Source organism: Acinetobacter sp. ANC 3813 (genome assembly GCF_002135435.1).
Lineage (GTDB): Bacteria > Pseudomonadota > Gammaproteobacteria > Pseudomonadales > Moraxellaceae > Acinetobacter.
In genome coordinates this window covers 240,158-262,211 of record NZ_NEGK01000002.1, presented here as the reverse complement: position 1 = coordinate 262,211, position 22,054 = coordinate 240,158, and the positions used below count along the sequence as shown (strand labels likewise).

Here is a 22,054-nt window from a genome sequence, read left to right as displayed (position 1 = left end):
ATACAATTAAAACAGTGCAATGTACACTGTTTTAATGAATTTCTAGGTGGGCAGCATTATACAGTGAAAGATTCACCGCAACCGCATTCACCCTTTTTATTTGGGTTGTTGAATTCGAAGCCTTCATTTAAGCCGTTTTTAACATAGTCCATCTCCATACCTTCAAGATAAACCAAGCTTTTCGGGTCTACGAAAACTTTTACACCAAACTGTACAAATGTTTCGTCGTGCGCATCGACTTCGTCTACGAACTCGAGCACATACGCTAAACCAGAACAGCCTGAAGTTTTCACACCAACGCGAATGCCTTCACCCTTACCGCGATTTTTTAAATAATTGCTGATATGAGTTGCAGCATTTTCAGTTAAATGGATCATGAAAACTCCGTTAAAATTTCAAAAACGTGGAACAATTAAGCTTTAACTTTCTTGCTACGGTAGTCTTCTACAGCTGCTTTAATGGCATCTTCAGCAAGAACAGAGCAGTGTACTTTTACTGGTGGTAAAGCAAGTTCAGTCGCAATATCAATGTTTTTGATTGCTTGAGCTTGGTCTAAAGTTTTACCTTTAAGCCATTCAGTTACAAGTGAGCTAGATGCAATTGCAGAGCCGCAACCGTAAGTTTTGAAACGTGCTTCTTCAATTACGCCGTTATCATCCACTTGGATTTGAAGGCGCATTACATCGCCACAAGCTGGTGCGCCGACCATACCTGTACCAACGTTTTCTGCATTTTTGTCTAAAACACCAACATTACGAGGGTTTTCGTAATGGTCGATTACTTTTTCGCTATAAGCCATGATGCTTCTCCAAACCTCGGGGTCAGCCTAATATAAAATATGGGGGTGAAATTACAATTTTCAATGAGATAGCACTAATTTTAATGCTATCTCAGCGGGATGAATTAGTGTTCAGCCCATTCAACAGTAGAAAGGTCGATACCTTCTTTGTACATATCCCAAAGCGGAGAAAGGTCACGCAATTTCTCTACGGCAGCTTTAGTTATTTCAAGAACGTGGTCGATATCTGCTTCTGTTGTGTATTTACCAAAACTGAAGCGGATAGAGCTGTGTGCAAGTTCGTCAGAAAGACCTAATGCGCGAAGAACATAAGATGGTTCTAGTGTTGCAGAGGTACATGCAGAACCAGAAGAAACTGCAGCATCTTTAAGAGCCATCATTAATGATTCGCCTTCAACAAAGTTGAAGCTTACATTGAGGTAGTTTGCAACGTTAAATACAGGGTGACCATTAAGGAAAACTTGTTCTAAACCTTGCAGGCCATTCCATAGTTTGTCACGCAGTACGCGGATGCGGGTTTGTTCAGACTCGAGGTTTTTACCTGCAAGTTCAAATGCCTCGCCCATGCCAACAATTTGGTGAGTCGCTAATGTACCTGAACGCATGCCGCGTTCATGACCGCCGCCATGCATTTGCGCTTTAACGCGTACACGAGGAGAGCGGCGTACAAATAATGCGCCAATGCCTTTAGGGCCATAAATTTTGTGAGCAGAGAAGCTCATTAAGTCGACTTTCATGGTTGAAAGATCGATTTCAACTTTACCGGCTGCCTGTGCTGCATCTACGTGGAAGTAGATTTTCTTTGCGCGGGTGATTTCACCAATCGCAGCAACATCAGTTACAGAACCGATTTCGTTGTTTACCATCATCAGCGATACAAGAATGGTATCTGGACGAATAGCAGCTTCAACCATTTCAGGTGTAATTAAACCTGTTTTTGCTTCAGGCTCAAGATAAGTGATCTCAAAGCCTTCCTCTTCTAATTCACGGCAAGTATCTAAAATTGCTTTATGTTCAATTTTAGACGTAATGATGTGTTTGCCTTTTGAACCGTAGAATTGAGCTACACCTTTTAATGCAAGGTTGTCAGATTCTGTTGCGCCTGAAGTCCATACAATTTCACGTGGATCTGCTTTAATCAGGTTTGCAACTTGTTCACGCGCATATTCAACTTTTTCTTCAGCCTGCCAGCCATATGCGTGAGAGCGCGATGCTGCATTGCCGAAAGTACCGTCAAATGTTAGGCACTCCATCATACGTTCTGCAACTTGAGGATCTACGGGAGTAGTTGCTGCATAATCAAGATAAATAGGACGTTTCATGTCAAATACCTGTAACCGATAGAAGGGTTGAATCATCAAAAGCTGATGTGTTTTGGCGGATGGCAACGGTTTGAACGTTGTCACGGGCTACAAGGTCAGCAAGCGTGATTTTTCCGAGATAATCGGCAATATGATTGGAGAGTTCGTGCCATAAATCGTGAGTCAAGCACATTGCGCCATTTTGGCAGTTGCCTTTATGGTCGCAGCGGGTGGCGTCAACAGTTTCATTTACAGCTTCAATGATTTCTAAAACTGTGATCTCTTCAGCGCTGCGTGCTAAATGATAGCCGCCGTTCGCACCGCGAATACTTGAAACTAAGCCGTGGCGTTTTAATTTCGCAAAGAGCTGCTCTAGATAAGCTACTGAAATTGTCTGACGTGTCGCAATTTCTGCAAGAGTGATCGTTTGTTCAGTAGGCTGCAAAGCTAAATCGAGTAGAGCAGTCACTGCGTAACGACCGCGAGTTGTTAAGCGCATGATTCGATACACATGATTAGACTAGATGTGCAGATTTTATGAATCCTGACTAAAATAGTCAAGTATTTTTAAGATTGTTTATGTGAAATGCAAAATTTATAAAAATTATATATTTATTAGAGCCATAAATTATACACTAACAGCGCGCTCAAAAGCACGGTAATAATTGTAAATATAATATTTATGCGCTTTTGGCGGCGTTCAATCCGTTTAATGCGGTTTTTATACTGCTTCGCTTCAACTTGTAATGTATTGATTTTAGAGCGCTGCTGGTCAATTTTATCTAAAAGCGGCGCAATGCGGTTTTTAGAAGCAGTAATTTCATGTTCACTTGCTGGTTCGGTTAGCCATTGTTTCCAGTCACCTAAAACTTTCGGTACGCTAAATAATGAAAGCAAATCACGGAATTCATCTTTCAATACAATGTCGCCATCAATTCGCATGGTTTTGATGCTGCGGCGGTTGCCAAACACAAAGATTTTAATTAAATCAGCAAGTGTAGTGCGGATATCTAGATCTACAGCTTTTTCCGGCGCCTTATCATCAAATAAAATGCCTTTGTCTGTAAACTGAACATATATGTCAAAATAGGGAATATAGCTGTTTATTTTTATGGCTATTTTTTCATCGATAAATTTTTTGGCCTGTAAAGCGACAACACGGTCATGTTTTAAAATAAACGTGAAAATGGTTTCTAAAACAATCAATGTCATTGTAAGCAACATATGCGGCTGATTTTGACTTTGCTGCGTGCCACTCATAAAAATATAATCCTTACCTGAAATGAATAAGCATCCTGCTTCGTGGTGATTTCAGGTTAAAAACAAAAAACACATCAATTAAATTGCTTTGTAGAACAGTTTTGCAAATCTATCAAGCCTTAAGTTTGTTATTATAGGTCTAATTTGCAGATTGACATATAAATTTGCACACAAAAACACTAGGAGCGGTGCTTTGTATGGATAAAACAAATACAAATGATTCTGAATCAATAGATCAAAATGTTGCGGAAAAACATAATAAAGCCAAACTCCGCGATTCCCACAATCGAAAATCAGTGTTGGATTTTCGTAAATATACCAAACAAATTTGGCTGGCTGGTCTAGGCGCTTTTTCCCGTGCTGAAGAAGAAGGCAATAAACTTTTTGATTCTTTAGTCAAGGTCGGAGAAGAGCTGGAATCTAAAACGATAGATATCGCAGATCAGACAGTAGAAAAAGTTTCGGAAAAGGCAAAAGAATCAGTTGTAGAAACTAAAGACAAGGTCGAGAAAATTTTAGATCACGGCGTAAATCAGTCCTTAAATAGGATTGGATTGTCAGGCCCTAAAGATATCCAGCGTTTGGAAAAATTAATTCTGCAGCTTAACGAAAAAATTGACCACTTGGCGGAAGATCAACGCAAAATTCTAGAGCAATTGGCTAAAAAATAGGAATTTGTGAGTGATTATTCATTATTCAAGGTTTTTTTCGTCAAATTTTTGCAAAAAAAGAGCTTGGGGAGTATTGCGTTTCCCCCTAAAGCATTGCTATAAAAGCGCTAGGGCAATTTAAACAACTTCTGAACCTTAAATAAACGATATTAAGAGGACGTAATTTTCATGAATAAATCAGAATTAATTGATGCTATTGCAGAGAATGGGGGATTATCTAAGGCTGACGCAGGTAAAGCTTTAGATGCAACTATTGCAGCTGTAACTGAAGCGCTTAAAGCGGGTGATACAGTAACTTTAGTTGGTTTCGGTACTTTCAGCGTTAAAGAGCGTGCTGCACGTACTGGCCGCAACCCGCAAACTGGTGCAACTTTAGAAATCAAAGCAAGCAAAGTTCCAAGCTTTAAAGCTGGTAAAGGCTTGAAAGATTCTGTAGCTTAATCAAGTTAAGCTTATAAACGCGCCGACATGGCGCGTTTTTTATTGATAAATATGATTTAGCGCTTTAGCGCATTCATTCATTGCTGGTTTTCAGTTAAAATGCTCCGCAAATAAAATATTGGATTACTTATGGATTCTTTTCGTAAAGTCATTAAGGGCTGGTTGGGCAAAGTACTGCTCGTTTTGTTTTTAACGCCTTTAGCGCTTGTAGGTATTGAAGGATATTTTAGCAGCGGTTCTAAGGATTCAGTAAAGTCGGTTAATGGCACCGACATTTCTCAAAAAGATCTAGAACAGCTGACAAATTCGTTAAAAGAACAATATTTAACCTATGCGAAGGGCGATGAAACTTTACTGAATCAGAATTTCATTAGTAATAAAGCATTAGAGACATTAATTGCGCGCCAGCTTTTGCTTCAGCAGGCCGATAAGCTGGGTATCAGCCTCAGTGATTCGCAGTTGGTGCATATGATTCAGCAGCAGCCAAGCTTCCAAAAAGATGGTCAATTTTCAGAAGAATTATTTGCAAACTATTTGAAGTCAATTGGCATGACCAATGTGACATTCATTGAAAGTTTGCGTAAAGATCATGCTCTGAAAATGCTGACCTCTACATTTATGGATTATGCTTTGGTCAGTAAAGTTGACATCATGCAAATTGCTAATTTGCAGACTGAGCAGCGTACGCTTGAATTGGCAAGTGTAAAATTAGACGACTACAAAAAAGCCGTTAAAGTCACTGATGCTGAATTGAACGCTTATTATAAAAAGCACGAATCTTCATTTAAACAGCCAACAAGCGTTGATGTTGATTTCGTTGTTATTTCACCTGCAAATCTGCAAGGCGCATCAACGGAAGTTACTGATGCAGATTTACAGCAGGCTTACAGTGCGTTTGTAGAAAAGCAAAAGCAATCTGCTGCGCCAGCTGTCAAACATATTTTAATTACTGCTGATGGCCGTACCGATGCTGAAGCGAAAAAGTTAGCTGATGATGTTGCTGCAAAAATTAAAGCAGGTACATCTTTTGCTGCGGCTGCTGCGCAATATTCAGAGGACCCATCATCTAAAGGGAATGGCGGTACGCTTGCCGTTTACCAAAAAGGTGTGTTTGGCGATGCATTTGACCAAACCGTGGATTCTTTAAAAGCAGGTCAAGTTTCTGCACCGGTAAAAACGGATTACGGTTACCATCTGATTGAAACAGATGCGCCAGCAGTGCAAGTGCCTTCATTCGAAGCTGAAAAAGAACGTTTGCGTGCAGAGGTATTAAAAACCAAAAATGCAAACTTATTCTCCGATACGGTAAACAGCCTGAATGATATGGTTGTGAGTAATGATGCTTTGGATGTAGTTACCCAAGAAGTTAAGGGTGCTCAGGTTCAAACTGTAAAAGGTTTCATGCTTTCTTCTTCACATCCTGTATTAAGTGATGCCAATGTTAAAGTTAAATTATTTAATGATGATGTGAAAAATGGCGACCGCAACGTTTCGAGCAGCATTCAATTGGCCAATGGCGATGCAGTTTGGGTGAAAGTCCGCAACTATCATACCGCTGGTGTTCAGACTTTTGCTGAAGCAAAAGAGAATGTAAGAGCGAAATTGATTGAGCAAAAAGCTTATGAAGCTGCTAAAGCTAAAATTCAAGCTGCTTTAACCGAGTTTAAGACTAAACCTGCAGCTGAAGTAAACAAAGCAGGCATTAATTTTGTAAGCGCCGGTACATTCACACGTGCTGACGGTATGCTTAAGCGCGATATTCAGCGTGCTGCATTTAGCTTGCCTGCACAAAAAGCTGGTTTCTGGTCAGTATCTACTGCAAAATTGCCGAATGAATTAGTTGTTGTTGCAGTGACTAACGTGAATAAAACGTCATCGAATGCTTTGACTGATGAGCAATTGGGTGAGTTAACTCAGCTTTATCAGCAATTGCGCGGTCAGCAAGAGATGGATGACTACACTCGCTATTTAAAAGAGCATGCGAAAATTAAATAAACTCCATTTTACTGATAAGTAAAATGGAAACCAGCCTTTGGGCTGGTTTTTTTATGGTTATTTTTCATGTGAATATACATTTAATGGCGGAGTTGTGAAGCAGCGCAATTTTATGATGAAAATAATATTGGCTGGATGTGCTTAAATCGTTTAAATTTTGATTTGGGTGCTTTTTAATTATTTAAAATCATATAAATAACAAAATTGAGGCGTTATGAAACAGCATAATAGTATTGGGTACATTAAACACTTTTTAGGTCAAAATCATCAGCATCAGAGTTATACGCATGATCATCATGCTGTGCCATCAGTTCCTAATGTAACTGAATTTTCTACAGTTTTATCGGGTACAGCCGATGCGCGCAGCTGGGTGATTATTAGCACTGATGAAGAGAGCTTTCGAGTAAAAGTAGATGCTCAAGGTCATTGGAGTATAGATAATCCAATTCAAACCGGTGGGGTTGCGACGATCTATTCGATTAATTCGCATGGAGTTCGTTCTGAAGATATTCAAATTGCTAAAGTGGTTTTAGCTCCAAATACGCCAGAAATTATAGAGCGGAATGAGTACTTGTCTGGTACAGCGGATCCTGGCAATACGGTGATTGCAACGCATAATGGCCAGGAGTATACGGCGATTGCGGATGAGAACGGTTACTGGAGTATGTTAAATCCATTAATTTCAACGGGCTCTATGGCAATTGTTGCAGTAAATGAGGCCGGTGTGCGTTCGGATGAGCTTGTGATCGCTAAAATTATTATGCTGCAAGCACCTGTTATTCAAGAAAATGATGAAGTGTTGTCGGGTACTGCAGACCCGCACTCTATCATTGTTATCAAAGCCAATGATCTTGAATATCGCGTAATTGCAGATGAAGCGGGACATTGGAGTATTGATAATCCAATCGCTAATGGCGGTACAGCTGAACTGTATGCAATGGATCAATATGGCAGTAAATCAGGTACCATCGGAATTGCTAAGATGGTGGAACAGCCTATCCCGCCAAGTGTGCCAGAGATTACAGAAAGCGATGCGGTATTAGCTGGCACAGCCGATCCGTATTCCATCATCGTCATCAAAGCCAATAATCTTGAATATCGCGTCATTGCAGATGAGACTGGACATTGGAGCATAGATAATCCAATTGCCAAGGGTGGTACAGCCGAACTATATGCGTTGAATCAGCAAGGAAGCACATCAGAAACGATTGCAATTGCTAAATTAGTGCAATTGCCTCTGCCAAGCACGCCGATAGTTACAGAAAGTGACGCAGTATTGGCGGGCACAGCAGATCCACACTCTATCATTATTATTAAAGCTAATGATCTTGAATATAGGGTGATTGCAAATGATGCTGGACATTGGAGCATAGATAACCCAATTGCCAATGGTGGCGTACTTTCAATTGTTGCTCAAAACCAAACGGGTCAGCAATCGCTTGAAATTATGCTGGCTATTCCACTTGTTCCAGTAGAGCCTGAAGCGCCAGAATATGCGATTTCGCCACCTATTATTCTAGTGAATGATGAAATGCTTGAAGGGCAGTCATCGCCTAATTTAAAGATTGTGATTAAGGCGAATGATCAGGTGTATGAGACGACTTCAAATGCGGATGGTCATTGGCAAATAGACAATCCGATTAAAAATGGTGGTTTTGCTGTGATTTATGCAGAAAATAGCGCTGGTAAACATTCTGATGAAATTTCTATCGCTAAAATTGCAGTTATGCCGCTTGCGACAGACAATGATCTATCTGATGTTTTGACTGCTTATGCAGATGTGCAAGCTATGCCAGATCATCCTAGTCTAGCGGGAGATGCGCAGTTACCGATAGATGTTGATTCATTACTCAGTGCTAATTCATTGAATGATGCACAAAATGTATGGCTTGATCCAAATGCAGCTCAGGACGCAGATACGTTGATGTTTCAGCAGTCGATGCAGGATTTATCCAACAGCTTTAATTATCCTGTGATTGAGTTGGATACAGTTCAGCCAGCGACTCAATGGGTTGCATAAAAAAAGCTGAACTGACAGCATGTCATGATGAACCAGCCTTCGGGCTGGTTTTTTTATGGCTGTATTTTGTCAATCTGGCATATTTAGGCGAATGTGTTTTGTAAAATGCTGCGCTAAAAATAATCAAAACAAAAAAATGGAATGCATATCAGGATGAATGCGCAGCGGTTTAGAAATATTAGGTCCTTTATATTCTGTATTTTTTTGCTCATGCCAGTGTGGGTAAGTGCTGCTGAAATTAATTTACAGAGTGTATTGCAGCAGGAGCGGACATGGGCGGGGCTAAATACCAAGAAAATAAAGTCCGAAGATATTGAATGGGTCTATAGTGAAGGCGGTAATCCCCAAAATCCGACGATTATGCTGCTGCATGGGTTGTCGGGTTCGCGCGACAATTGGAACCTTGTAGCGCGTTATTTGACGCCAAATTATCATGTGATTATTCCAGAATTGCCTGCACATGGTGAAACTAAAGTTCCCGCTGGATTTGATTTATCAATAGCAAATCTGGCTGAGAAACTTAGACGCTTTGCAGATGCGGCTAAAATCGATCCGAATCTTCATATTGCAGGGCATTCAATGGGTGGCGCCATTGCAATGCTGTACAGCGCTCAATATCCATTAGAAGTGCAATCTGTGCTGCTGGTCGATCCTGCAGGAGTGTTTAAAAGCGCAAATACGGTGTATTTAAGAGATCCAGAGCAATTAAAGCGGCTGATTGTTGCAAAACAAGGGGATTTTGATCAGTTGATGAAGATTGCCTTGCAGTCATCGCCATTTATTCCGCTAGAACTGAAGGCTTCACAGGAAAAACTCACGATTGCGCAATCTAAAAACACCGAACAAATGGTGTTTAAATTGGTGGAAATGTCTAAGCTTTATACACAATTTTTTTGCTTTGATGGCTAGATCAATTGATGCACCTGCGCTGATTATATGGGGGAAGCAAGATCAAATTATTAATGTTGAAGCGGCGCAAGAGTTGAAGGGGTTGCTGAAAAATGCTGAGCAGCCGGTAATTTTGGATGGTGTAGGGCATATGCCTATATTAGAGGCGGAGCAACTAACAGTACGGCCGTATTTAAATTTTTTAAAGAAAATCCATAAATAATCATTATTCTAAAAATGGTTAATTTAGGGTCAAAAAAAGCTAGCGGGTGCTGAGTTCCGCTAGCTTTACTTAATTATTCGGTACGGATTTTAATTTCGTAGCCTGTATATTTTCGAATATTGATCACACCTGTATCTAAAATCAGATATTGGCCTTTAATTCCTTGCAGTTTGCCGCGGATCACAGGGGTTTTATCCAAATTATGCGACTTAATCTTTTCAGGATACTGATCGACAGGGTAGACAAATTCACGCGGCAATTCATCTTCAAGCAATTCTACAGTTTCGTTGAATTCTAGATTTTGACTGAATTCTTCGCGAATGCTTTGAATTTTGGGCGCAAACTCCTCGATCAGCTGTTCACGGGTTTCAAGTAGGTTTAACGGTTCAGCTTCGCCTTTTAAAAGCTTGCGCCAATCAGTTTTGTCCGCCACTTGAGTGCCGAACATAATTTCAAGCTGCCCAGAAAGGCGGCGTGAACCTACTTTCATAATCGGCAGGGCTTGTGTTGCGCCTTGATCTAGCCAGCGGGTAGGCATTTGACCAATACGGGTAATGCCGACTTTTAAAGCGCTGGAATTGGCCAAATAAACAATATGCGGCTGGAAGCAAACTTCATGTGCAAAATCGTCTTCACGGCAAGTCCCGAGGTGGTAATGGCAGGTTTCCGGCTTCATGATGCACATGTCGCAAGCGGCTTTGGTTTTAAAGCACTTAAAACAGTGGCCTTGAGAATAGGATTTTGGTGTTTTGCTGCCGCAGGATACGCAGTTAATGTTGCCAGTCCATTCAATCTCAATTTCTTGGCCTAAGCTGAATGGGAGCTCAATTTCTGAACGGTCTAGAATGAATTTATATTCAACATTTGCCTTGTGAGTCTGTTGATCAGTTAAACTAAGGTCAGTAAGACCTGCACGCATTTTATGGCAAATGCCCTGTAGTTCCATGAAATATTCTCTTCAATAATAAGGATGCAGTTATGGCTGAGCAAAATGTCATCACTTCAATGCTAGACGATTTATCGCAAGAACAGCCTATTTCTACTGCATTATGTATTGGGCAAAATCTTACGCAATACAACAATAATCAATCAATTCTGTGGGAATATTTTAACGTATCTGAGTTTTTAAATCTGCCTTTTAGTAAGCGTTATGATTTGGGTTTTGTGCTGTTTGATACACAGGAAATGGCGGATATTCCAAATCAGCAAAAATCTCAGCTTTTGGTTAAATTGCGTGACTTGATGGCGAAACGCATTGTGGTGGTCAGCAGGTTGCAGGATGAACAGCTATTACGTGCTTTGGGTTTTACTCAATTGATTGACAAAACTGCGCATGAAAGTGATTTTGCGTTGTGGCAATTTAATATTTTGACCTATAAGCATGTGCCAGACTGGTTTAATTCCAAGTTTTGGGCGAATCCAGAAAATTGGAACAAATTCCGCTGGTAATGGTGTAATTCGGCTGAATTGCGGATGCAAAATTTAACAATCAGAGTGAAGCTGATTAAAAATTTCCACGTATGCTGTTAATTGGGTTTAAGTCGGAAGATAACAATGACAAATTTAAGCAATATTGTAGAAATTTTAGCGAAGCAGGCCTTAGGAAATTCTTCTCAGCAAAGCCAGCAAGGCGGTTTAGGCGGCATTCTTGGTTCAGTATTGGGGCAGCTAGGCAATAATACCTCGTCTGCAAATGCTCAAGGCGGTTTAGGTGGTATTTTAGGGTCGGTATTGGGGCAGTTGGGCGGTGCGGGTCAGCAGCAGTCTCAGCCAAATACCAATGCGGCAGGCGGTTCAAAAGCATCTGCTTTGCTCATTGCGGTGCTGCCGCTGGTTTTGGCCTGGATTCAGAAACAGGGCGGCTTGCAAGGCGCTTTAGATAAACTGCGCGGTCAGGGCATTAGCAGTCAGGTAGATGATTGGGTTTCAACCGGTCCTGGTGAAAATGCAGCCGTCAACCCGCAACAGGTTGAAAATTTATTTGATGATGCAGACATTGAGCAAGTGGCTCAAGAAGCGCAAGCACCTAAACAAGATGTGTACAGCGCAATTTCTTCGGTATTGCCTCAAATTATTGATTCTTTGACACCGCAAGGCGCGCAAACCAGCAATACGGAAGCCAATGCCGATATTCAGCAAGTAATGAACCTAGTGTCTGGGTTTTTAAAACGCTAAGATTACTACATAAAGCTGTATTTTGCTCTGCTATGGCTTAATCATAAAGCCTATAGCTGTTTGTGAATGCAGTTTTTTTGTGCCTGTGTATTTGGGGTTAATGGCCTAAATCTAGACTGAAAAGTCTATTGGATGGGCTAATACGCTTAGCAATGTAGTGTGATTTTTTGGTACGAATTAAAATAACTTGAGACTGAAACTCCAGTTCTCCAAATTCAGGCTCGACTTGTACATAATGTAATTGGCCAAACTCATCTCGTACCCGAGCTTGCGCTGAAAAACCCGGCCGTGCATTGCCGCTGGAAATAGTGGCTAGGCGGCCTAGTAAGTTGACTTCTTGTTTGAGCCGTTTTGCCGGAATGACTTGATCTAGACAGTGAATCATAAATACCGTAAAGAAAATGGCAATAATCAATGCGGGCAGGATCAAGTAATAAGCCGGAAAAAAAGTCATTTCACGTGCATAAATACAGAATTGCAGGAAGTAGCCGGCAAAGCTGAAATTCATCAGCAGGAAAAAAATAATTAAAGTTTTTGAAAACTTTACGCTGAGCATCGGCAGTTCATCCAAGTGTTTAGATGAAAAGCCGCGAAAGACTTTTGATGGGCGCAGATTGAAATAATAGCCAACGGTTTCTGCTAAGCCGAGCAACACAACAGCGATCAGGCTTAAATGAAAAGGCATTAAGCTGTAGTCTGTGAAAAACTCTGGCATAGCAGGACCTTGCATTATTATTCGTCTAAAAGATAGATACCGCCATCAGAATGCACGTTAATCTCTACTTTTTCAAGAGATTGACCTTGGCATGGGCCTGAGATGCATTCGCCCGTTTCAACGACAAATAATGCACCATGCGTTGAGCATTCGATAAACTCTTGGTCGCGGTCTAAGAATTGGTTCTCAAGGAACTCCAATTCAACTTGCAAATGCGGGCAAAGGTTTTGATAGGCAAAAAAAGCACCGTCACGCTGCGTGACAAAAATGATATCACCATTTGGTGTTTCAAAAGAGCGCGCCTCGCGTTCAGGCACTTCTTCAGTCATGCAAATCTTATGCATTATGCGCATTCCTTTAAAAAGTTTTGCAATAATTGCGCGTATTCCTGAGTCTCTAAACGCGGTCCAAATTGAGCAACCACTTCGCTTGAAATTAAAATAGCAAGCTGTGCTGCTGCTTTATAGTCCAAACCTGAATTTAGTGCATATAAGAATGCGCCAGCAAAAGCATCACCCGCACCATTGGCATCTACAGCATTTACTTTACGGCCAGGTACAGTGAAAGTTTGTTCCTGATTGTGAATCAAGGCACCTTTTTCACTTAATGTAATGACAATGTGTGTGCTTAGTGATTGCAATTTCGCAAGCGCGGCTTCAACTGTACTGGTTTCTGTGTACATTAGAGCTTCTTGTTGATTGCAGAATAATAAGTCGACACCGTCATCTAATAATTCATCTAAACCTTGACGTGCATACTGAACCATAGCTGGATCAGACAAGGTCAATGCGATTTTTACATTATTATCTTTGGCAATAGCGCGCGCTTGTTTCACTGCGGCGCGTGCTGAATCACTGGTCGATAGATAGCCTTCAATATAGAGCCATTTTGCAGAAGCTAATGGGGCAAAATCTATTTCACTGTCAGACAGTTCAGCTGTAATGCCTAAATAGGTGTGCATAGTGCGCTCAGAATCTTCGCTGACCAAAACCATGCAAGTGCCAGTCACGCCTTCACTGATGGATTGCGCTGCTGTTTGAATGCCGGCTTCGTTTAAGCCGTCTAAATAGATTTCACCAAGATCATCATTACCTACGCGGCAAGCATAGAATGCTGAACTGCCTAATGCACTGAAAGCAACGGTAGTATTGGCTGCTGAACCGCCAGACGCTTGGCCTTTATAGACTTGGCTGGCTTGCAGATTGTTGTACAGTGCGGCTTGCGCATCGCTGTCTGCCAGCTGCATGGTGCCTTTTTGCAAATTTTGCTGAGTAAGAAAATCATCAGAAACTTTAAATTCCTGGTCAATTAATGCATTGCCAATTGCAAAAAGGTCAACAGTTGCCATGTGTTTCAGTCACATCTAAAAAATGAAAGTGCTAAGTTTACACCAATGCTCAGGATTGCTGTAGATTGTTGAATAAAATTCATGAGCGCATCTGACGGGTTTTTGGGGCGCTAGATACAGGCAATTTCTGCTTTTTTTGCATTATTTGTACATTTGTATCTCTTTGCTATTGATCATCCGTCATTTTTTTATTTACATAGAGCGCTACGGTTCTTCTGCAGTTTTGCTGTTGCGGCTGTTGAAAAAGATAATTTCAGTATTAAATTAAAAAGCGTGGGTATATGGAAATAAGTATTCGTAAAGCCGAACAATTGCCAAAACAAATTGAAGTTCTTGCATCATTGGCAAATCAAGAAGGCTATGTATTTATTCAGCGCTTAATTGAAGAGTTTCAAAGCGGCAAAAACCGTTTTGATCAAAAAGGAGAAAGTCTGCTGCTCGCATTTGAGGGAGAAACTCTGGTAGGTTGCGGCGGTTTAAATCAGCAATGGGGCGATGATGGCATTGAAGATCGCATTGGCCGCTTGCGCCGTTTTTATGTGCATCCTAAGTACCGCCAGTATGGCGTAGGCAAATCATTGTTGCTGGAATTGGAAAAGCTAGCAAAGCCTTTTTACTCCGCACTCTGTTTAAATACAGACCAGAAGGATGCAGCTAAGTTCTATCAGAAACATAATTATGTTTTTGTGGAAAACCATCCTAATTATAACTATTTTAAATACTTAATCGCTTAAACATAAGCTTTTAAGTTGATGTTATTTATATCAATGCGCTGCAGCAAACATTGTTGCAGCGCATTTTATTTTACCAAGGGTTCACTTTTTCAGATTGTTTAGCTGAAGCATTCTTCAGAATCCATGCTGTATCTTTATTCATAATATATATTTTTTTAATCTTCGTTTAAGTCTGAGTGCCAACAATAGCCTTGAGATTACCTTATTCAAGGGCTGCCGTTATGTCAGTTGCATCTGCTCCACAAAATGATTTTCATGAGTTGCTGGTAAAAGTGCCGCAAATTACGGCCTTGTTCTGGGTCACTAAAATTTTAGCGACTACTTTTGGCGAAACAGCCGGTGATGCTCTATCAATGTCGCTGAATCTGGGGTATTTGGTCAGTACATTTATTTTTGCCGCAATTTTTATCGGCGCGGTTTTTTTTCAAATAAGGTCTAAACAATATCATCCTTTTTTGTACTGGTTTACGATTATTGCCAGTACCACTGTAGGGACAACACTGGCAGATTTCGTTGACCGCTCCTTAGGGATAGGCTATATCGGCGGCAGCACAATTTTACTGTCTCTCGTGTGCATCTCTTTATGGGTTTGGCATAAATCAGAAGGCTCTATTACTCCGCATGTCGTTCATCAGCCGCGGGTCGAGTTGTTCTACTGGCTGACCATTACTTTTTCTCAAACACTGGGTACGGCCCTGGGCGATTGGTCTGCAGATACGGCGGGCTTGGGCTATACGGGCGGGATTGTCTTGTTTAGCGCCTTAATCGTATTGATCTTTTTATTGTATAAATTCACTAAAGTATCGCGGACATTATTGTTTTGGTCTGCATTTGTATTAACCCGACCATTGGGTGCTGTGGTTGGTGATTTTCTAGATAAGCCTATCAGCTCGGGCGGATTGGATCTAAGCCGTTTTGCAGCATCGGCAGTACTCTTGGCGGCTATCTATATTTGTGTGCACTGGTCACATCGAAAAGAACTGCAAAATAGCGATCATAAAATTGGTACGGCATAATACAAAATTGCTGAATAGCGCGGTGTAATATGGCGCTATTCATTCAAGTTTTATAAGCCTTGTATAAAGCTGACTATAATACTCGGAAAATTAGCTCAGATTGAATCCTCAAGCCGTTTTTAAGGTATACTCGTGTGTCTTAAAAAATGTATTAATTAGGAGATCACATGACTGTAGATGTCACTGAAACTATTTCTCAAACTGTTCATCCAGCGTTTCAGTTGGTACGTCAACACCATGTTGAAGCCTTAGATATTTTAGTATCTGAATATAAACATAAAGTCACAGGCGCTGTGCATTATCACTTGGCGTCAAGTAATGATGAAAATGTGTTTTTAGTCGCATTTCGCACTCAGCCGATGGATTCAAAAGGCGAGGCGCATATTTTAGAGCATACCGCGCTATGCGGCTCTGAAAAATTCCCTGTACGCGACCCATTCTTCCTGATGATCCGCCGTTCATTGAACACCTTCATGAATGCGTTTACGGCTGCGGACTGGACGGCTTATCCATTTGCGACACAAAACAAAAAAGACTTCCAAAACCTGTTGGAAGTGTATTTAGATGCTGCTTTTTCTGCCAATTTAAATCCGCTGGATTTTGCTCAGGAAGGCATCCGCATTGAATTAGAAAATGGCGAGCCTGTTTATAAGGGTGTTGTATTCAATGAAATGAAAGGCGCGATGAGTTCGCCTTCAGATCAGCTGTATCATCAGCTGGCGCATCATTTGTTCCCAGAAACAACTTATCACTACAACTCTGGCGGCGACCCGAAAGACATTCCTGATTTAACTTACCAAGAGTTAGTTAATTTCTATAAGTCACATTATCATCCAAGCAATGCTGTGTTCATGACTTTTGGCAATGAGCCTGCATATAAATTGCAAGAGCAGTTTGAAACACTGGCGTTGGCGAAGTTTAAGCAAGGCGAAACCCTGCACTCAAAACCTGAGCGCCGTTTGACTGCGCCAGTAGAAGTGACTGAGACCTATGCGGTTGATGCAGAAGATTTAAAAGATAAAACTTATCACATAATTTCTTGGCTCTTGCCGCAGGCCAGCGATATTAAATTGCGTTTAGGCATGCGTTTGGTCGAAGGTGTGCTGCTTGAAGATTCGGCTTCTCCGCTGCGTCATTACCTCGAAACTTGCGATTATGCGCAGTCGACTGGCCCAATTATGGGTGTGGACGATTCTAACTATGAAATGACCTTCTACTGCGGCGTGCAAGGCTCTAATCCAGAACATGCCGAAGAATTTAAAAATGGCGTATTTGGCATTTTAGAAGAAGTTGCATCTAAGCCAGTAGACAGCGCGATGGTCGATGCGATTCTGCATCAAATTGAGCTGCATCAGCGTGAAATTAACGGTGACGGCATGCCTTACGGCTTGAGCCTGATTTTGAACGGTTTAGGCAGCGCTATTCATCATTCAGATCCTGTACATGCGTGGGATGTGGACACTGCAATTGAGCAAGTGAAAGAAGAGCTCAAAGACCCAATGTGGCTGTCTAACCTGATCAAAACACATTTGCTGGACAATACGCACCGTGTGCAAATGACGTTGATTCCAGACGCGCAAAAATCTGCCAAAGAAGCTGAAGCTGAAAAAACGCGTCTTGCAGAAATTGGCGCTAAATTGACTGAAGCGGATAAAGCTGAAATTATCGCGCAGACAGAAGCGTTGAATATTCGTCAAGATACGCCAGATGATTTGAACCTGTTGCCAAAAGTGGGTTTGGAAGACGTTCCTGCTGAATTGCAAATTGTGCAAGGTCAGCTGCGTGAAGTGATTTCCAATAATATGGATATGCCGCTGAATTTGTACCATGCAGGCACCAATGGTATTTATTACCAGCAAGTGCTGATTCAGGTGCCAGACGATATTGTCAAATCGCCGTACTTTAATTTACTGTCAATTTTGATGGGTGAAGTCGGCGCTGGTCAATATGGCTATCTAGAACTGCAGCAGCTGCAAACAGCAGTAAGCGGCGGGTTGGGCATGGGTGCATCTTTACGTTCTAAAGCGGATGACAAAAACCAAATCAGCGCATGGATGACTTTGACCACGAAGTCTTTGGTGAATAATTTTGAAGCGATTAATCTGCTTAAACTGGCATTTGAACAGCTGCGTTTTGATGAAAAAGACCGCATTATTGAGTTGCTGCAGCAGCGTAAAACACGCTGGCAGTCTCGTTTGTCAGGTTCAGGCCATAGCTATGCGATGCAAATCGCCAGCCGTAATCACAGCGCATTGGCTTTGCGTGATTATGACAATACCGGTTTGGGCGCGCTGAACTGGCTGGTTGAATTGACTGCTAAAATTGAAAAAGACGAAGCTGCTTATGATGCGCTGATTAATGAGCTGAAGTTGATTCATAATCGCTTGTTAAAAGCGCCAAAACAGTTCTTGGTGGTATGTGAAGAGCATCAGTCTGACCGTTTGGTAGAAGAGGTGCAAACTGTTTGGGACAAAGTTCAAATTGAGAATATTGAACGCGCATTAACCCAAGTTCAGCCAGAACATAGCGTAAATGACGAAGCATGGCTGATTCAAGCCAATGTTCAATTCTGCGCATCTGCTTATCCTGCCGTAGAAGTGGCTCATCCAGATGCTGCGCCATTAATGGTGTTGGCTTCTTATCTGCGCAATGGCTTCCTGCACAGCGCTATTCGTGAAAAAGGCGGCGCTTATGGCGGCGGTGCAAGCTATGACGGCAATGCATGTTCATTCCGCTTCTACAGCTACCGTGATCCGCGCTTAGCAGAAACCTTTAAAGATTTTGACGCTAGCGTGCAGTGGCTGTTCAATGCGGAACAGCAGCCGCATCAGTTGGAAGAAGCAATCTTAGGCCTGATCGCTGGTATGGATAAGCCAGGTTCACCGGCGGGTGAAGCGATTACAGCATGTTATTCACTGCTGCATAAGCGTACACCAGCTTTCCGTAAGCAGTTGCGTGAGCGTTTATTGGCTGTTTCATTGGCAGATTTGCAGCGTGTTGCAAAAACGTATTTATTGGATCAGCAGCCAGTTAAGGCGGTTGTTGCGCCAATTTCTAAGCGTGATGCACTGGTTGAACTTGGTTTTGACATTAAACAAGTCAACTAAACTGCAGCTCAAATATAAATAATAGATTAAGAATAGAGGTGAGTATGGCGTTCAATTCTTTTGAGCGTACAACATTGCAGCTGAGCATTTTGCTTGGCTCAATGACTGCTGCTGGGGCGTATGCACAAACTTCAGAATTAACAGCTCAGCCTGCGACAGCTGAAGCTTGTGTGGCTTTAACTTCGAATGCGGATCGTCTAGCATGTTATGACGCAGTATTTAAGATTCCAGAAGAAGTTAAACCGCAGCTGGTTTCAGAACGTCAGGCTGCTCAGGAAATTAAACCTGAGACAATAGAAAAGCCAACGCTGAAAGAAAAGGTCAGCAATGCTTTTTCAGAGCATTTGTTCGCAGTAGAAGCGCCAAACTTAAATCCAAACTTATCTTTATTGGACAGCCGCTGGGAGCTATCGCCAGAAAGTAAACTGGGCACGTGGAATGTCCGCACCTACAAGCCGGTTTATTTATTGCCTGGTTTTTGGACTTCGGATAAAAACGAACGGCCATCTAGTCCAAATCCTGTAAATGTTGTACAAGCTGATGAAGCTCAAAATTTAAAGTCTATGGAAGCTAAATTCCAGCTGTCTTTAAAAACTAAAGCAGTCGAAAACTTGTTTGGTGACAATGGGGACATTTGGGTTGGCTACACGCAATCTTCTCGCTGGCAAGTGTATAACGAAGAGGAGTCACGTCCTTTCCGTGAAACCAATTACGAACCTGAAGCTAGTTTGGTTTTCCGCACCAATTATGAATTGCTGGGCTTAAATTGGCGTATGCTGGGACTGACGTTTAACCATCAGTCTAACGGACGTTCAGACCCGCTGTCGCGCAGCTGGAACCGCGTGATTTTGAATTTAGGCTTTGAAAAAGACAATTTTGCTCTGATGCTGCGCCCTTGGTATCGTTTGGAAGAAGATTTACCGGATGATAATAACCCTGATATTACAGATTATGTGGGCCGCGGTGATTTAACGGCTTTTTACCGCTATAAAGAACACGATTTCAGCTTAATGCTGCGTCATTCTTTAAAAGGCGGTGAAGATTCTCACGGCGCTGTGCAGTTTGACTGGACTTTCCCAATCAGCGGCAAGCTGCGCGGTCAGTTCCAGCTGTTTGATGGTTATGGCGAAAGCTTGATTGACTATAACCACCGTGCGACGTATGTCGGTCTAGGTGTATCACTGTTAAATTGGTTCTAAAACCAGTAAATAAAAAACCGCGCATTTGCGCGGTTTTTTATGGACGGATATTTCTCTATAGCATTTTAGAATGGAGAAGTGTTTTTAACCGATTTGGATTTCTGAAGGAGGATGCTTCAAGCGGCTTTTCTTAGGTGTGGCAATTAAGTAGGCTAAGGTCAGCGGACCTAATCTTCCTGCAAACATCAGCATCATTAAGATGACTAAGCTGGCTGGCTGCAACTCTCCAGTTATGCCGCGTGACAAGCCAACAGTACAGGCTGCGGAAACTGCTTCAAACAGTAAGTCTAGAAAGCCCTTATTCGGCTCTATAATCAGCAAGCTCAAAAAGCCGACAAAAATAAGAGTGACGGTAATAAAAATAACAGCCAGCGCTTTAAATGTGGTTTTTTCAGGAACAGAATGATTAAACACGCGGACTTCATCTTCACGGCGCAAGAAACTAATGACGCTTAAAACCACAATAATGAAAGTTCCGACTTTAATGCCGCCTGCAGTACTCAGTGATCCGCCGCCAATAATCATCAGCATCATGGTAATCAGTGAACTGGCGTCTGTGAGCTGATCCATAGGCAGGCTATTAAATCCAGATGAGCGGGGCACTGTTGCATGGAACCATGCATTAATCGCTTGATCGCCAATGCTCATTGGTGCAAGAGTCATAGGGTTGTTGGCTTCCAAACACCAGATGATCACAAAAGCAATCAGATTGAGTCCAGTGATGGCGGATAAAATTAATTTGCTGTTGGGACTAAGCCTTTTCCAGCTCTTATTGCGCTTAATATCCATTAAGACCAAGAAGCCAACACCGCCAATAATATAAAGGGCGCTGATAGTGACGGTAATCACGTATTGATCTGCAAAGCTCATTAAACTATTGGGGAACAGTGAAAATCCGCCGTTATTGAATGCCGATACACTGTAAAAAGCAGCATAGAAAAAGGCTTGCGCAAAGTTGTAATCTTCCAGCCATGCAATGGTTAAAATGACTGTGCCAAGGGCTTCAAAAAATAGCGAATACAGAAAAACACTTTTGATGGTAAATGTGACTTTTTTTAAGCTGGTTTGACCAATGGTTTCCTGCGCCATAATTTGCTGTTTTAAACCCAGCTGTGGGGAGAGGCTCATCACGGCCAATATGGCAAAACTCATAAAGCCCAAACCGCCGCATTGCAGTAAAAACATGATGACGAGCTTGCCAAATACGGTGTAAGCTTCGCCGACATTGACAACAGAAAGTCCTGTAATGGTAACGGCTGAGGTTGAAGTAAAGACAGCATTTAGCCAAGACAGCTCACCATGATGCGCAAAAGGCAGCTTGAGCAGCAGTGAGCCTATCAGGATCAAGCCTAAAAAACCCAAAGCCAATAGGCTGGGAGGGCTTAGGTTAATGGTTCCATGTTTTTTATTATGAAGTTTGTTTTGCAGTCTTTTCATACGGTTTTAAACTGTTTGGATAAGCGGCGTAATGGTTCAAGCAATCCCTCAACCACTAAAATATCATCTTTTTGCAGGATCATATTCGGGTCTATGCTGAATAAAATTTCTTTCCCACGTTTATGCAGCAGTGTTTTGATTTCCGGCACATGCTCCACCAGCTGATGAAAACGCAAACCTTGCTGTGCTTCCTTCAACTGTACTTTAACAATATAGTGGTCATCTTCCAGCACCATATAGCGGCTAACCATAGGGTAGCTCAGCGATTGCGCTATGCGCACACCCATATCTTCTTCAGGGTGGATAATTTTATCGACACCTAAATGGGTCAAAATCATATGATGCGCTTTAGACTTGGCTTTAACCCAAATCTTATTCATGCCTAAATTTTTAAGATGCAGCACACATAAAATACTGGCTTCAATATCTTCGCCAATGGCGACCACAACCGCTTCACATTTTTGAATGTTCAATTCGCTTAATACATGCTCATCGGTTGCATCTGCTATGACGGCATGCGTTAGCTGGTCAGAAATGTTTTCTACAAATTTTTTATTGCTGTCTATGCCTATCACATCATGTTTAAGGCCAACTAATTCAGTGGCAACGGTCGCGCCAAAACTGCCTAGACCAATGACTGCAAACTGCGCCATATTAAATTCCTGCGAATGTTGTATTTATTAACGAATATTGGCTATAAAATGAACAATTGTTCATCTATGCTG

The 22,054-nt window shown here is 41.8% G+C and carries 21 protein-coding genes and 1 pseudogene; 11 read left to right on the top strand and 11 right to left on the bottom strand.

Annotation, left to right across the window (positions count from 1 at the left end):
• Nucleotides 1-56 precede the first annotated feature (56 nt).
• From iscA to B9T34_RS04020, 5 genes are all read right to left on the bottom strand, one after another.
• Complete coding sequence (iscA, locus tag B9T34_RS04040) at nt 57-377, bottom strand: iron-sulfur cluster assembly protein IscA (RefSeq protein ID WP_086211886.1); 321 nt, start codon at nt 375-377, stop codon at nt 57-59.
• A gap of 35 nt (nt 378-412) precedes the next feature.
• Nucleotides 413-799, bottom strand: a complete 387-nt coding sequence (gene iscU, locus B9T34_RS04035; protein WP_086211885.1) for a Fe-S cluster assembly scaffold IscU — start codon at nt 797-799, stop codon at nt 413-415.
• Between the two features lie 104 nt (nt 800-903).
• Nucleotides 904-2,121 carry an IscS subfamily cysteine desulfurase gene (locus B9T34_RS04030; RefSeq protein ID WP_086211884.1) on the bottom strand — a complete coding sequence of 406 codons (1,218 nt, stop codon included), beginning with the start codon at nt 2,119-2,121 and terminating at the stop codon, nt 904-906.
• A gap of 1 nt (nt 2,122) precedes the next feature.
• Complete coding sequence (locus B9T34_RS04025) at nt 2,123-2,599, bottom strand: Rrf2 family transcriptional regulator (protein WP_086211883.1); 477 nt, start codon at nt 2,597-2,599, stop codon at nt 2,123-2,125.
• Between the two features lie 116 nt (nt 2,600-2,715).
• Entirely contained in the window at nt 2,716-3,360 is a 645-nt protein-coding gene (locus B9T34_RS04020; protein ID WP_086211882.1) for a hypothetical protein, read from the bottom strand.
• A 197-nt stretch (nt 3,361-3,557) separates the two neighbouring features.
• Between B9T34_RS04020 and B9T34_RS04015 the strand changes: the two genes are divergently transcribed.
• The 5 genes and pseudogenes from B9T34_RS04015 (at nt 3,558) to B9T34_RS03995 (ending at nt 9,598) form a co-directional block, all read left to right on the top strand.
• A complete protein-coding gene (locus B9T34_RS04015; protein ID WP_086211881.1) occupies nt 3,558-4,031 on the top strand; it encodes a phasin family protein in 474 nt (157 codons plus the stop codon).
• Between the two features lie 168 nt (nt 4,032-4,199).
• Nucleotides 4,200-4,472 carry an HU family DNA-binding protein gene (locus B9T34_RS04010; protein ID WP_086211880.1) on the top strand — a complete coding sequence of 91 codons (273 nt, stop codon included), beginning with the start codon at nt 4,200-4,202 and terminating at the stop codon, nt 4,470-4,472.
• A gap of 129 nt (nt 4,473-4,601) precedes the next feature.
• On the top strand, nt 4,602-6,467 hold the full coding sequence (locus B9T34_RS04005) for a SurA N-terminal domain-containing protein (RefSeq protein ID WP_086211879.1): 1,866 nt from the start codon (nt 4,602-4,604) through the stop codon (nt 6,465-6,467).
• Between the two features lie 214 nt (nt 6,468-6,681).
• Nucleotides 6,682-8,487 carry a hypothetical protein gene (locus B9T34_RS04000; protein ID WP_086211878.1) on the top strand — a complete coding sequence of 602 codons (1,806 nt, stop codon included), beginning with the start codon at nt 6,682-6,684 and terminating at the stop codon, nt 8,485-8,487.
• 141 nt (nt 8,488-8,628) lie between these two features.
• Nucleotides 8,629-9,598 (top strand): annotated as a pseudogene (locus B9T34_RS03995) (alpha/beta fold hydrolase).
• 73 nt (nt 9,599-9,671) lie between these two features.
• On the opposite strand, the gene B9T34_RS03990 reads toward B9T34_RS03995, so the two are convergent.
• Complete coding sequence (locus tag B9T34_RS03990) at nt 9,672-10,544, bottom strand: DUF2797 domain-containing protein (RefSeq protein WP_086211877.1); 873 nt, start codon at nt 10,542-10,544, stop codon at nt 9,672-9,674.
• A gap of 32 nt (nt 10,545-10,576) precedes the next feature.
• On the opposite strand from B9T34_RS03990, the gene B9T34_RS03985 reads away from it, so the two are divergent.
• Together B9T34_RS03985 and B9T34_RS03980 are read left to right on the top strand one after the other, a co-directional pair.
• On the top strand, nt 10,577-11,047 hold the full coding sequence (locus B9T34_RS03985) for a DUF6231 family protein (protein ID WP_086211876.1): 471 nt from the start codon (nt 10,577-10,579) through the stop codon (nt 11,045-11,047).
• 105 nt (nt 11,048-11,152) lie between these two features.
• Nucleotides 11,153-11,773: a YidB family protein gene (locus tag B9T34_RS03980; RefSeq protein WP_086211875.1), complete on the top strand. Its 621-nt coding sequence runs from the start codon at nt 11,153-11,155 to the stop codon at nt 11,771-11,773.
• Nucleotides 11,774-11,870: 97 nt separating this feature from the next.
• Here B9T34_RS03980 and B9T34_RS03975 read toward each other — a convergent pair whose 3' ends face one another.
• The 3 genes from B9T34_RS03975 to B9T34_RS03965 are packed head-to-tail and all read right to left on the bottom strand — an operon-like array spanning nt 11,871 to nt 13,836.
• Entirely contained in the window at nt 11,871-12,488 is a 618-nt protein-coding gene (locus tag B9T34_RS03975) for an OB-fold-containig protein (protein WP_086212055.1), read from the bottom strand.
• A gap of 17 nt (nt 12,489-12,505) precedes the next feature.
• Complete coding sequence (locus B9T34_RS03970; protein ID WP_171265124.1) at nt 12,506-12,817, bottom strand: Rieske (2Fe-2S) protein; 312 nt, start codon at nt 12,815-12,817, stop codon at nt 12,506-12,508.
• 14 nt (nt 12,818-12,831) lie between these two features.
• The gene (locus B9T34_RS03965) at nt 12,832-13,836 is read right to left on the bottom strand and encodes an adenosine kinase (protein WP_086211873.1); all 1,005 of its coding nucleotides are present in this window, start codon (nt 13,834-13,836) and stop codon (nt 12,832-12,834) included.
• A 281-nt stretch (nt 13,837-14,117) separates the two neighbouring features.
• Here B9T34_RS03965 and B9T34_RS03960 point away from each other — a divergent pair, with 281 nt between their 5' ends.
• The 4 genes from B9T34_RS03960 to B9T34_RS03945 all read left to right on the top strand — a co-directional run bounded on the left by B9T34_RS03960 (nt 14,118) and on the right by B9T34_RS03945 (nt 19,892).
• Nucleotides 14,118-14,570, top strand: a complete 453-nt coding sequence (locus tag B9T34_RS03960) for a GNAT family N-acetyltransferase (protein WP_086211872.1) — start codon at nt 14,118-14,120, stop codon at nt 14,568-14,570.
• Between the two features lie 221 nt (nt 14,571-14,791).
• Entirely contained in the window at nt 14,792-15,586 is a 795-nt protein-coding gene (locus B9T34_RS03955) for a hypothetical protein (RefSeq protein ID WP_086211871.1), read from the top strand.
• A gap of 167 nt (nt 15,587-15,753) precedes the next feature.
• A complete protein-coding gene (locus B9T34_RS03950; RefSeq protein WP_086211870.1) occupies nt 15,754-18,693 on the top strand; it encodes an insulinase family protein in 2,940 nt (979 codons plus the stop codon).
• Nucleotides 18,694-18,737: 44 nt separating this feature from the next.
• Nucleotides 18,738-19,892 carry a phospholipase A gene (locus tag B9T34_RS03945; RefSeq protein WP_086211869.1) on the top strand — a complete coding sequence of 385 codons (1,155 nt, stop codon included), beginning with the start codon at nt 18,738-18,740 and terminating at the stop codon, nt 19,890-19,892.
• Nucleotides 19,893-19,976: 84 nt separating this feature from the next.
• On the opposite strand, the gene B9T34_RS03940 is transcribed toward B9T34_RS03945, so the two are convergent.
• Both B9T34_RS03940 and B9T34_RS03935 read right to left on the bottom strand, forming a co-directional pair.
• Nucleotides 19,977-21,329, bottom strand: a complete 1,353-nt coding sequence (locus B9T34_RS03940) for a TrkH family potassium uptake protein (RefSeq protein ID WP_086211868.1) — start codon at nt 21,327-21,329, stop codon at nt 19,977-19,979.
• Nucleotides 21,326-21,982: a potassium channel family protein gene (locus tag B9T34_RS03935; protein WP_086211867.1), complete on the bottom strand. Its 657-nt coding sequence runs from the start codon at nt 21,980-21,982 to the stop codon at nt 21,326-21,328. The genes B9T34_RS03940 and B9T34_RS03935 overlap by 4 nt, the downstream gene beginning before the upstream one ends.
• Between the last annotated feature and the right edge of the window lie 72 nt (nt 21,983-22,054).

Coding starts and splice junctions, on each gene's coding strand:
- B9T34_RS04020 (WP_086211882.1), bottom strand. CDS start 3,360: ATGAGTGGCACGCAGCAAAGTCAAAATCAGCCGCATATGTTGCTTACA.
- B9T34_RS04000 (WP_086211878.1), top strand. CDS start 6,682: ATGAAACAGCATAATAGTATTGGGTACATTAAACACTTTTTAGGTCAA.
- B9T34_RS03990 (WP_086211877.1), bottom strand. CDS start 10,544: ATGGAACTACAGGGCATTTGCCATAAAATGCGTGCAGGTCTTACTGAC.
- B9T34_RS03955 (WP_086211871.1), top strand. CDS start 14,792: ATGTCAGTTGCATCTGCTCCACAAAATGATTTTCATGAGTTGCTGGTA.
- B9T34_RS04005 (WP_086211879.1), top strand. CDS start 4,602: ATGGATTCTTTTCGTAAAGTCATTAAGGGCTGGTTGGGCAAAGTACTG.
- B9T34_RS03980 (WP_086211875.1), top strand. CDS start 11,153: ATGACAAATTTAAGCAATATTGTAGAAATTTTAGCGAAGCAGGCCTTA.
- iscA (WP_086211886.1), bottom strand. CDS start 377: ATGATCCATTTAACTGAAAATGCTGCAACTCATATCAGCAATTATTTA.
- B9T34_RS04015 (WP_086211881.1), top strand. CDS start 3,558: ATGGATAAAACAAATACAAATGATTCTGAATCAATAGATCAAAATGTT.
- B9T34_RS03950 (WP_086211870.1), top strand. CDS start 15,754: ATGACTGTAGATGTCACTGAAACTATTTCTCAAACTGTTCATCCAGCG.
- B9T34_RS03945 (WP_086211869.1), top strand. CDS start 18,738: ATGGCGTTCAATTCTTTTGAGCGTACAACATTGCAGCTGAGCATTTTG.
- B9T34_RS04010 (WP_086211880.1), top strand. CDS start 4,200: ATGAATAAATCAGAATTAATTGATGCTATTGCAGAGAATGGGGGATTA.
- B9T34_RS03975 (WP_086212055.1), bottom strand. CDS start 12,488: ATGCCAGAGTTTTTCACAGACTACAGCTTAATGCCTTTTCATTTAAGC.
- B9T34_RS03935 (WP_086211867.1), bottom strand. CDS start 21,982: ATGGCGCAGTTTGCAGTCATTGGTCTAGGCAGTTTTGGCGCGACCGTT.
- iscU (WP_086211885.1), bottom strand. CDS start 799: ATGGCTTATAGCGAAAAAGTAATCGACCATTACGAAAACCCTCGTAAT.
- B9T34_RS03960 (WP_086211872.1), top strand. CDS start 14,118: ATGGAAATAAGTATTCGTAAAGCCGAACAATTGCCAAAACAAATTGAA.
- B9T34_RS04025 (WP_086211883.1), bottom strand. CDS start 2,599: ATGCGCTTAACAACTCGCGGTCGTTACGCAGTGACTGCTCTACTCGAT.
- B9T34_RS03985 (WP_086211876.1), top strand. CDS start 10,577: ATGGCTGAGCAAAATGTCATCACTTCAATGCTAGACGATTTATCGCAA.
- B9T34_RS03940 (WP_086211868.1), bottom strand. CDS start 21,329: ATGAAAAGACTGCAAAACAAACTTCATAATAAAAAACATGGAACCATT.
- B9T34_RS03965 (WP_086211873.1), bottom strand. CDS start 13,836: ATGGCAACTGTTGACCTTTTTGCAATTGGCAATGCATTAATTGACCAG.
- B9T34_RS04030 (WP_086211884.1), bottom strand. CDS start 2,121: ATGAAACGTCCTATTTATCTTGATTATGCAGCAACTACTCCCGTAGAT.
- B9T34_RS03970 (WP_171265124.1), bottom strand. CDS start 12,817: ATGACTGAAGAAGTGCCTGAACGCGAGGCGCGCTCTTTTGAAACACCA.